Annotated in this window: 9 protein-coding genes and 1 pseudogene; 3 read left to right on the top strand and 7 right to left on the bottom strand. The window is 47.9% G+C overall.

The features are described 5' to 3' along the window. Nucleotides 1-267: 267 nt before the first annotated feature. Nucleotides 268-1,077 carry a Mu transposase domain-containing protein gene (locus KKC1_RS13575; RefSeq protein ID WP_088554970.1) on the top strand — a complete coding sequence of 270 codons (810 nt, stop codon included), beginning with the start codon at nucleotides 268-270 and terminating at the stop codon, nucleotides 1,075-1,077. Further along, nucleotides 1,059-1,796, top strand: coding sequence for an IS21-like element helper ATPase IstB (istB, locus tag KKC1_RS13570; protein ID WP_088554969.1), 738 nt, complete (start codon nucleotides 1,059-1,061; stop codon nucleotides 1,794-1,796). Before KKC1_RS13575 ends, istB begins: the two co-directional genes overlap by 19 nt. A 219-nt stretch (nucleotides 1,797-2,015) precedes the next feature. Here the strand turns inward: istB and KKC1_RS13565 are convergent, their stop codons facing one another. Next, nucleotides 2,016-3,059, bottom strand: coding sequence for an Ldh family oxidoreductase (locus tag KKC1_RS13565; protein WP_088554968.1), 1,044 nt, complete (start codon nucleotides 3,057-3,059; stop codon nucleotides 2,016-2,018). A 249-nt stretch (nucleotides 3,060-3,308) separates the two neighbouring features. On the opposite strand from KKC1_RS13565, the pseudogene KKC1_RS17645 reads away from it, so the two are divergent. Further along, a pseudogene (locus KKC1_RS17645) lies at nucleotides 3,309-4,517 on the top strand (IS110 family RNA-guided transposase). 212 nt (nucleotides 4,518-4,729) lie between these two features. Here KKC1_RS17645 and KKC1_RS13555 read toward each other — a convergent pair. The 6 genes from KKC1_RS13555 to KKC1_RS13530 all read right to left on the bottom strand — a co-directional run. Next, nucleotides 4,730-5,434 carry a FadR/GntR family transcriptional regulator gene (locus KKC1_RS13555; RefSeq protein ID WP_088554967.1) on the bottom strand — a complete coding sequence of 235 codons (705 nt, stop codon included), beginning with the start codon at nucleotides 5,432-5,434 and terminating at the stop codon, nucleotides 4,730-4,732. 121 nt (nucleotides 5,435-5,555) lie between these two features. Next, complete coding sequence (scpB, locus tag KKC1_RS13550; RefSeq protein WP_088554966.1) at nucleotides 5,556-6,089, bottom strand: SMC-Scp complex subunit ScpB; 534 nt, start codon at nucleotides 6,087-6,089, stop codon at nucleotides 5,556-5,558. Between the two features lie 14 nt (nucleotides 6,090-6,103). Beyond that, nucleotides 6,104-6,844, bottom strand: a complete 741-nt coding sequence (locus KKC1_RS13545) for a segregation and condensation protein A (RefSeq protein ID WP_088554965.1) — start codon at nucleotides 6,842-6,844, stop codon at nucleotides 6,104-6,106. Between the two features lie 25 nt (nucleotides 6,845-6,869). Continuing rightward, the gene (gene trpS, locus KKC1_RS13540; protein WP_088554964.1) at nucleotides 6,870-7,853 is read right to left on the bottom strand and encodes a tryptophan--tRNA ligase; all 984 of its coding nucleotides are present in this window, start codon (nucleotides 7,851-7,853) and stop codon (nucleotides 6,870-6,872) included. A gap of 19 nt (nucleotides 7,854-7,872) precedes the next feature. Beyond that, nucleotides 7,873-8,493 carry a site-2 protease family protein gene (locus KKC1_RS13535; RefSeq protein WP_088554963.1) on the bottom strand — a complete coding sequence of 207 codons (621 nt, stop codon included), beginning with the start codon at nucleotides 8,491-8,493 and terminating at the stop codon, nucleotides 7,873-7,875. Further along, on the bottom strand, nucleotides 8,494-10,301 hold a 1,808-nt coding region (locus tag KKC1_RS13530; protein ID WP_088554962.1), incomplete at its 5' end, for a CBS domain-containing protein.

Below are 10,301 nucleotides of genomic sequence, written 5' to 3'. Positions count from 1 at the left end.
GATATTCACGTATGGTACCGTCTTTGTTCTGGCGTCTTTTAACTCGTACAAACATAGCACTAATATTGTACCATCTTTAAACTAATACTTCCAGACATATCCTGGAAGCTGTGGCACCACGGTTTAGGATTTGTAAAAATCCACCTCAGTCATTTCAAGGGTTTCCGGTTTTCGGGTCATTGATTTTGAGGATTAACTGTCAAAGATGAGCATTATCGGTTTGAACCGGAATTCTGTAACAAGGGCAAAGGCAACGAGAAAGGCAACGTGGAAAACAAAGTCGGTTATACCCGCCGTAACTGGCTGGTACCCTACCCGCAGGTATCGAGCTTTGAACAACTGACCCAGGAACTTTACAAAAGGGCCCTGGAGGACTTAAACCGCGCCCATTATGCCAAAGGAGTCACCATAGCGGAGCTTTGGGAGGAAGACAAAAAGGCGCTTTTGCCCCTGCCCAGAGTCCCCTTTGAACCGGTGGAAATAAAAACCGCCCGGGTAGGCAAATACGGCAAGGTCACCATCCAGGGCGAAGTATACGAAGTTCCCAGTGCCCGGGTTGGAGAAATAGTCCTGTTAAAGCTATGGTGGGATCGGGTAGAGATCCTTGACCGAAACCAGCAGTGCCTGGGTACCTTCCCCCGCCAGTATACCATGAAAGCTAAGCCAATTGACTGGAAGGGATACTTCGGCATCTTCGTCAAAAAGCCCAGGGGAGCAAGGCATGCCACTATGTATCGTTTTCTTCCCGAACCGGTACGTAACTATCTGGAAGAAGGAAGTTCCTCACTGTACCGGGAAAGACTAAAGTTCATCCATGCCCTGTTAGAAGAAGAATTCTCCATGGACCTAATTGCTATGGCCCTTGAGAAAGCCCGAAGGCATCAGTCGGTAAATTCAGCCTTAATCCGGCATTTGCTGTACCAGATTTCCAACTCGAACAAGCCTCTTGAGGAATTAAATGAAACCTATACTCCGGACAGCGTGCGGCAATATAACCCACGGATCAATGTCTACTACCTGCTGGTACCCCGAGCAGGCAGGGAAGGGGGTGAAATCACATGGCCGGAGCGACTTTGAAAGAACAATGCAAGGCTCTGAAACTCGCTCAAATACCTCAGATTTACCTGGATATTCCCTATAGTGACCGGGAACAGTACCTTACCGACCTGTTTGAAGCAGAGCTGGATGCCCGCCGGGCTAACAGGGTCAAACGCCTGATCAAGAAAGCCGGCTTTCCGGTCCATAAAACCCTGGAGGATTTTGATTGGAAACCGGTCACTTTGCCGGAAACAACCAGTATAACTGACCTTACAGGTCTTAACTTTATCGAACGCCATGAAAACATATTGGCCCTGGGAGCTGTGGGTACGGGAAAAACTCATTTGGCTATTGCTCTGGGGATCAGGGCCTATACAGAAGGAAAGACAGTCCGCTTTTACCGTTGCCTTGATCTTGTGAACTTCTTGCTGGAAAGCCACCGTCAAGGGCGTCTGGGGAAGGCAATGGACGCCCTAAAAAAGGCGGATCTTCTCATCATTGACGAACTGGGATTTGTACCCCTACACCGTGACGGAGCGGAGCTTTTGTTTAACGTGGTGGCCCAAGCTTATGAACGCCAGAGCATAATTGTTACTTCTAATCTGCAATTTGGCAAGTGGAACACCGTGCTTGGCGATAACCGGCTTACTGCCGCTCTTATTGACCGGTTGGTTCACCATGCCCATATACTGGCTTTCGAAGGTGAAAGTTATCGTTTACAGAAAGCACTGTCGGCTATACCAGATGAAACAAGCTAAACAGAACTAAGAATCTAAATTAGCGAACTGATGTTCTGATTTGAAGAGAATATCTTTGAGCGTGATGGCAACCGAACTATGTATTTTTTAATTGCCGAATTCTGCATTTTATACTTGTCAAACAGAAAGAGAACCTTCTAAAAAAATAATACCTCTATTTATTTTGTTGAATTTCAATCTATTCTGTAACAATCATTAATCCTCTTATCGATTATTTAATTATTGTTCGAAAAATGGAATTTGATATCTCTCACTTAATTCTCTAAGCATTTTCAAAGTTTGGGGAGGTAAAAAAATTCCCTTTTTTAAATTTTCACAATACCGTTGATAACTTCTCTCTCCAGGTATAAAAATTTCATCAAACCCTTTTGCTTTCTTTGAAGTTTTTATTTGACTGGCAAAATCTTTTAAACGCCTCAGATATTCCTCATAAGGTTGAAATTTTTCAATATCAAGGGCCATCACAAAATGACCCATATCAAGAGGCTTACTGTAATCGGGTGGTACAAAAGAGCCAACATTTTTTCCATAAGCCGCACCACTTAATACTCCACATAAAACATCAAACATAAAAGCAAGTGCATACCCTTTATGCTCTGCCAAAGGCAAAACTGCTCCTAAAAGAGCTTCTTCAGCATTCGTGGTTGGCTCCCCGTTTTTATTTACTGCCCATCCTTCAGGAATGCTTTTTCCTTCCCGTGCTGCAAGTATAATATTACCTCTTGCTGTTACACTTAATGCCATGTCCAATATATACGGAAAATCATCTGTGGGTACAGCAAAGGAAATGGGATTATTTCCTAGTACAGCTTCCCCTCCCCCATACGGAGCCATAATAGGGCTGGTGTTTGAAATAACTACACCGATCATTTTCTCTTTGATTGCTTTCTTTGCCGTCACGCTTAAAGCACCCAAATGGGAACTGTTTCTCACTAAGGCAATACCTACACCTGTTTTTTTAGCCTTTTCAAGAACCTTTTTTATGGCATAATCTCCAACCACTGGCCCCATCGCTTTATCTGCATCTATTACGCAAACTGCCAAGTTTTCTCTAATAACTTTGAAATTAGGTGTTGAGTTGATCGTTCCATTATGAATATGTTCTACATAAAAGTTTAATCTTGAAACTCCATGGGTTTTTATACCAAGAAGATCCGCTTCCACTAACGCTTCTGCCATAATAAAAGAATGTTCTTGGGGAACCCCTATTTTTTGAAATATTAAAGAACAATAATCTATTAATTTTTGAGGAGACAGATTCATATTTCCACCTCCTTATCTGTTAAACTCAAATTAGGTAGCAGGAAAGCTAGCCTAAGTTAGCCAAAAATATAGCCAAAGGTTTCCGGGAAAAGGATTCCACCTCCTGGCAGTTCGACTGCTTTTTTCAGAGCCACCTTTCCCGGATCAAATTTGCAGACTGCGGTTCATAGAAGGGTTGTGCTTCGAGCACCGCGTTAGATAAGGGCCACTGCCAGTCTGCAGCAAATTTCTTTTGCGGAGGTTCTTAACATGTACTTTGTAGGGATTGACTGGTCTGACTTACATCATGACGTAGCCGTGCTCGATGAAAAGGGTCAAGAACTTAAGTATTTCACCATCCCTCACAACAGGGAAGGCATGGAGTTATTAAAGGAAAGGCTCTTAAGCATCGATCCCGAACCGGAAAACTTCGCCTGCCTGATCGAAACCAAAAACGGTCTTCTGGTGCAGTTTCTGTTGGAAGCTGGCTTTCCGGTTTACCCGCTCAACCCGAAGGTTGTAGACTACCGGCGAAAGCCCTCCGGGGCGAAGAGTGACCCAATTGATGCCCGTCTGCTGGCCAACATCGGCCGCTCCGACCTGGCGCAGCTAAAGAGGCTTAAGCCAGATGCGGAACTGATCGCGGAACTAAAGATATTGACCCGAGACCAGGACGGCCTGATCCAGGAATCCACGCGTCTTACCAATAAGCTCATTGCTTGCTTGAAGGAATATTACCCGGTAGCCTTAGGTTTCTTTTCGAAGTCAACCCTGCCGGAGCCCTGGAGTTTTACAAGCGCTATCCTACCCCGGATCTGGTAAGGGAAGCTACCGTTCCGGAAATAGCCGCCTTTCTTAAAAGTCATAAACATCCCCGGCCTAATCAAACGGCCATCTCCATCTGGCAGAAGGCGCAGGAGCCGCAGCTTCGGGCCAGCGCTCCCACCGTACGGGCAAAAGGCCGCTTAATGCTCGCCCTGGTGAGACAGCTGGAAGTAGTCCGGGAGCAAATCGCTGCTTACGACAAGGAGATCAACCGCCTTTTTCAGCAGCACTCCGACAGCAGGATCTTTGCTAGCCTGCCGGGGGCGGCCGGGCGGCTCGCGCCAAGACTGCTGGCGGAGTGGGGGGCCGACCGGGAACGTTACGAAAATGCGGCCGTGGTCCAGGCTTTAGCAGGTACCTCGCCGGTTCTTTTTCAAAGCGGTAAGTACCGCTTTGCCAGGCAGCGCAAATCCTGTGTGAAACCTTTCCGACGAGCTATGCACCTGTTCGCCTTCCAGAGTATCAGGCAGGTTTCCTGGGCACGGGAATATTACGATACCAAGAGAAGCCAGGGGCAAAACCCATCATGAAGCTTTACGGGCTTTGGCAAATATCTGGGTGCGGATCATCTTTGCCATGTGGAAAAACCGTACTTGCTGCGACGAAGCCACGTTTATAGCAGCCCGCGCCAAGCATCATAATCGGGCAGCATAATGTTGAATATTCGGTTTTCAAAGTTCTTAAGCCGCCAGCGAGGAGGGCGGGATTTTGATCCGGCCCATAGCTAGGCGGAACGGGTAAAGCCCGTCCTTTTAAAAGACCACGAACATTTGTACTGCACAACCATGAAAAATTTTTAGATTACACTATTGACATAGAAGGTCTGAACAATTAAGTCCTAACCTTAATTCTGCCTACGCTACCCCTTAAAGAATTTCCTTCTCCACATTCTCCAAATGCTGTCGCATGGCTTCCCTGGCCCCCTCAACATCACCGGAAACTATGGCCTCCACAATTTTGGCATGCTCTTCTACCGACCTTAAAGGCCTGCCAGGTATCGACCAAGCCCTCGCCCTACTCTCCGCCAGTAAATCTAAAAGATTGTTCATTACCCGCAACAAAACCTGATTCTCAGAAGCCTCCGCCAAACAAAGATGAAATTTTGTGTCGTGTTCCCCTAAAAAAAGCAAATACCCCCCCGAACGTTTGGCTATGCCTTCCTTAACAGTATTAATTAAATTCACCAACTCCTGTACTTTCTCTGGTGCCCCTCTCTCCGCAGCCCATGCCGCTGCCTCCGTCTCTAAAACCCTCCGTATCTCAAAAAGGTCCTTCAGCGTCCCCTGGTGACTCATCAAATAAGCACCTATGTTTTTCAGCTGTTCCTCTCCCCGAGACTCGCAGACGTATATACCGTCCCCATGGCGTATCTTAATCAAACCCATCGCTACCAAACTCTTTAATGCTTCCCTAATGGAGGTCCGACTTACCCCAAATATCTCTGCCAGCTCTCTCTCCGACGGAAGTTTATCGCCTGGTTTTAAATCCCCTACTGATATCGCCGATTTGATCTGCATTACTACTTTTTCATATAAACGCGTTCCTTTAGGTCCACCTACCGGTTGAAACATCTGTCCTCACCTCACTTTATGTTACCTTTTTTTAAGTTAAATGGTATGTGGTCATATATGTTCGCCCAAAAAAAGATTTTTTCCTGCCTTCAGCTACCGTCAAGTACTTTTGGATGTTTTCTTATTCTTCCTCCCGGCCGCAAGCGGCCAGTTCCTCCAGGTTGGGCAGTTCTTCCAGGCTTTTTAGTCCGAAAGAACGGAGAAACTCATCAGTGGTACCGTAAAGGATGGGTCTTCCCGGCCCTTCCCGGCGTCCTACTTCCTGGATTAGCCTTCTTTCGAGCAGCGTGCTTATAACACGGTCGGATTTCACTCCCCGAATTGTTTCTATCTCTGCCCGCGTAATCGGCTGTTTATAGGCGATTATAGCCAGCGTCTCCAGGGCCGCCTTCGATAACATTTGAATCTGCGGTTGGTAAAGCTTCTCAATATAGGAGGCAAACTCAGGACGAGTACAGAACTGGTAGCCGTTAGCTACCTCCAGCAACCGTATCCCGTGACTGCCGTTATTATAGCTCTGCATTAGTTCCTCCAGCAGTTGACGAACCTCTTTTTCCTTCATTCCCACAATCTCACCGATAGTTTTTAGAGTTAGAGGTTCCCTGGCTACGAATAGCAGACATTCGATAACCGCTTTTGCTTCCCCCGAGTCCATAAACGTCCCGCCTCCTATTCATGCCGGGGATACTGGTAAATAATAATTTCTCCAAAAACAGAGGACTGCCGGGCCGTAACCCGTTTTAGACGAATAAGTTCTAGCAAAGCCAAAAAAGTAACGATTATCTCCAGGCGGGTAACTTTTCCCTTAAAAAGTTCTGTAAAGCTGACTCCTTGCGTCTGTTTCCCCACCTGCTCCAAAATTTCCGTCATCTTATCACGGATAGTTACTTGAGGTCGAGGTATTCGGTTGACTTTTTCTTCCTTCTCACTAACCCGGTTTAGAACCCGGCGGAAGGCCTCCAGCAGGTCTTTCGGGGTTACCCCTTCCAGTGGATTAGAACCGGCAAACGCAGCCACAATAGCTTCTTCATCCACCGGCCGGGTGAACATCTTACTGTAAATTTCTCCTCTTTTCTCCAGAAAACCGGCTGCTTCCTTGAATTTTTTATACTCTAATAAGCGTTCAACCAGTTCTTCCCTCGGATCCGGCCCTTCCTCTTCCGGTTCTTCCGGCTGAGGAGGCTTTGGAAGAAGCATTTTGGCTTTAATGGCCAGTAATGTAGCCGCCATAACCAAAAACTCACCGGCCATCTCCAGGTCAAGTTCCTGTAAAGTCTCAAGATATTCTAGGTATTGCTCCGTAATGCGAGCCACAGGAATATCGTAGATATCCATTTCGTTTTTTTCAATCAGGTGAATGAGCAGGTCAAGAGGCCCCTCAAAAATCTCCAGTTTAACCCGGTATGTCACTTCCTACCACCGTACTCTCATAGAACTAAATTTTCATGGCCTCCCGTACTTCTTTCATCGTCTCGCTGGCAACCGCCCGCGCTCTCCGGGCACCTTCTTCCAGGATCTCCTCCAACAGAGCGGGATTTTGGGCCAATTCCGCCCGTTTCTCCCGGTAGGGAGCCAGGGCTTCATCCAGCTTTTCCGCCAACCGCTTCTTGCAGGCCACACAGCCTATTTCCGCCTGTCGGCACTGGGTGACCCGCTCCTCCACTTCTTCCGGGTTGTAAATTTGGTTATAGGTGTGTACGACACAAACCTCTGGGTTACCGGGATCGTGACGCCGGATGCGCCCGGGGTCCGTCACCATCATGCGGACTTTTTCAAAGATTTCTTCCCTGGTGGCACTAATGGGAATTTCGTTACCGTAACTCTTGCTCATCTTGCGGGCATCGATACCCGGCAAGAGCGGAACCCGGGACAGTTTGGCCTGCGGCTCCGGGAACAGTTCCGTTTTATAGATGAAATTGAACCGGCGAGCTATTTCCCGGCACAATTCCAGATGGGGCAGTTGATCTTCCCCTACCGGAACCGTATCCGCCTTATACACCAGAATATCAGCCGCCTGGAGCAACGGGTATCCCAAGAAGCCGTAGGTGGAAATATCTTTACCCTGTTTCCCCAACTGCTGCACCTGATCTTTGTAAGTAGGACACCTTTCCAGCCAGGATAAAGGAGTAATCATGGCAAAAAGCAGATACAGTTCTGCGTGCTCTTTCACGTCCGACTGTAGAAAAATAGTGCTCTTTTCCGGGTCCAACCCGACACTGAGCCAGTCCAGAAGCATTTCCCTAACATTTTCCTTAATGGCCGAAGTATCATCGTAGGCGGTTGTAAGAGCATGCCAGTCTACGATGGTATAAAAACATTCATATTCATCCTGGAAGCGCACCCAGTTTTCCAGAACGCTCAAGTGTCCGATGTGCAGTTTACCGGTAGGACGCATTCCGCTTAAAATTCTGCCCTTCATACTTTCTCTCCCTTCAGCTTCAATAATATCCCATTCCACTGAGTAGGGTTATAAGGGAATATACTACCCGTATCAGTGGATTCATAATGAGCCCAATAAAGCCGGTAAAAATAAGCAATAATAAAATTAGGGGTCCATATGTTTCCAGTTGATAGATGATTCCTGTATGCTGCGGCGGTAATAGACCGGCCAAAATTTTAGAACCGTCCAAAGGCGGGACAGGAATGAGATTGAATACCGCCAGGATTATATTATACATTACCACGGCAAATAAAAACTGTTTTATATAAAAAGGAGCGAAAACAAGAACCCGCGACGCCACAGCAGCCAGATAAGCCAATACCAAGTTCATCAACGGCCCTGCCAGGCTAACCAGCATCATACCCCTCCGGCGGTCACCGTGAAAATAGAAGGGATTAACCTGTACCGGCTTGGCCCATCCGAAACCGGCCAAAACGAATAGTAGCGTCCCCAGGGGATCCAGGTGAGCCAGGGGATTTAAAGTTAGTCTCCCCTGGTATTTGGGGGTTGGGTCTCCCAAAAGGTATGCTACCTTCCCGTGGGCGTATTCATGAAAGGTTACCGCCAGCAAGATTGCCGGCACCGCTACCAAAAGTTCCCATAAACTTCCAATGTGCATTTAAACTCTCCCTTTCCTGCGGAGCCATTCTTGGACAAAATTTATTTGCTCCTCCTTTTTTCTGCCTGCTTTTCCCTCCAGCAAGGCCGCTTCCAGTTCCAAAAATATCTCCCCGTAGAGCGGACCGGGAGGCAACCCCAGCTGCCGAAGGTCTAAACCGTCTACAACCAGCTCTACCCTGTCCCGCCGCGCGAGATAGTCCAATAAGAGTTCCCGGAGTTTACCGGTGAAACTGGCAGCAGCAAAAAGGATTGCCTCAGCGGGGAATTCATGTAACAACTTATGCAGCCGGCCCAAGGTAGGTTCAGAGGCAGGCAGGCTTTTTAAAACCTCCGGTGCCTCAAGGACCTTCCGGAGCACGTTAATCTCCTTTTTGCGCAAAGAAAAACGTTTTCCCAGTTCCTCCACCTGAACTTCTTCTAGTTTGTGAACCAGGGCCATAAAATAAACCAGCCAACGCTCGACATGGGGTAGCCCTTTTTGCTCCAGCTCTTTCAATAAAGACTCAACATTTAAAACAACCTTTTCCGTATTTTCATCCCACTGAATTTGCGGTACAATTTGGTCCCAAATCCCCAGTTCACCCATCCGGCACAGTACCCTGGCCGGTTCATCTTCTTTGAGCACCAGGAACAGCTCGTCCCATAAACGGGCATCAGACAACTGGGCTAGACGCCTTTCCCGAACGGCTTTTTGCAGCAGGGCCAGGGTTTGCTCTTCAATGGAAAAACCGTACCTTTGCTCGAAACGCAGCGCCCTGATTATCCGGGTAGGATCTTCCACGAAACTGAAATTATGCAGTACCCGGACCAGGCCTTCCTTGAGGTCGCTGTAACAGCAAAAGTAGTCTATCAGCTTGCCGAAAGAATGCAGGTTTAACTGTACCGCCATGGCATTTATGGTAAAGTCCCGCCGGTAAAGGTCCTGCTTCAGACTGGAGACCTCTACCGTGGGAAGAGCCGCCGGATACTCGTAATACTCGATACGGGCGGTGGCCACATCAATCTTCAAACCGTCAGGAAGTATTACCAGGGCAGTCTTGAACTGTTCATGGGGCCTGGTATAACCACCTAGTTTGCCGGCCAGTCTTTCGGCAAATTTAATTCCATCTCCTTCCACTACGATATCTAAGTCACAATTAGGAACACCCAGGAGTAAATCCCGTACAAACCCTCCTACCACAAAGACAGAATATTCCAGCTCATCTCCCTGGCCTCCAATTTGCCTGAGCAGCCGGTAAATATTGCCCGGCAGGTTTAGAAGCAGGGACTTGACATCGGGAGGACCCGGCAGGGAGCATTGTATGGGAAATAGAGTCTCAAAACGCTTGAAATCATCTGTGCCATGCAGCCAGCGCAAGAGGTCGGTACGAGATACTATCCCGATCAGTTGACCGTTCTCCACTACCGGCAAACGTCCTACGTCATGCCGAACCATTAACTGCTGTATTTCCGGTAAAGTAGTGTCGGGAGAAATAGTAACCACCTTTCGCTTCATATAGCCCTTCACCGGAGCATGTCCCAAACCATGACGTTCGGCCAGGTCTACATCTCGCCGCGAGATAATCCCTACTACCACACCGTTTTCCACTACCGGTAGCCCGCTGTGCCCGTAGCGCAGCATTACTTTACCCGCATCCTGAATGAGGGTTTCGGGAGTAACCGTTTTGACCGGCTGGGACATAATCTGGCGGGCAGTGAACAAAGGCCTGATCTTACTGCTTAAAACCGAAGGCAACCTGGCCATCACTGCTTCCAGGGGCTGTCCCTTCAGGGAAGCGGCTCCCGCTTTACGGTGTCCTCCTCCCC

The sequence above is a fragment of the Calderihabitans maritimus genome (genome assembly GCF_002207765.1).
Classification (GTDB): Bacteria; Bacillota; KKC1; order Calderihabitantales; family Calderihabitantaceae; genus Calderihabitans; species Calderihabitans maritimus.
The sequence above is the reverse complement of the archived record's forward strand: the minus strand, read 5'-3'. Positions and strand labels throughout refer to the sequence as shown.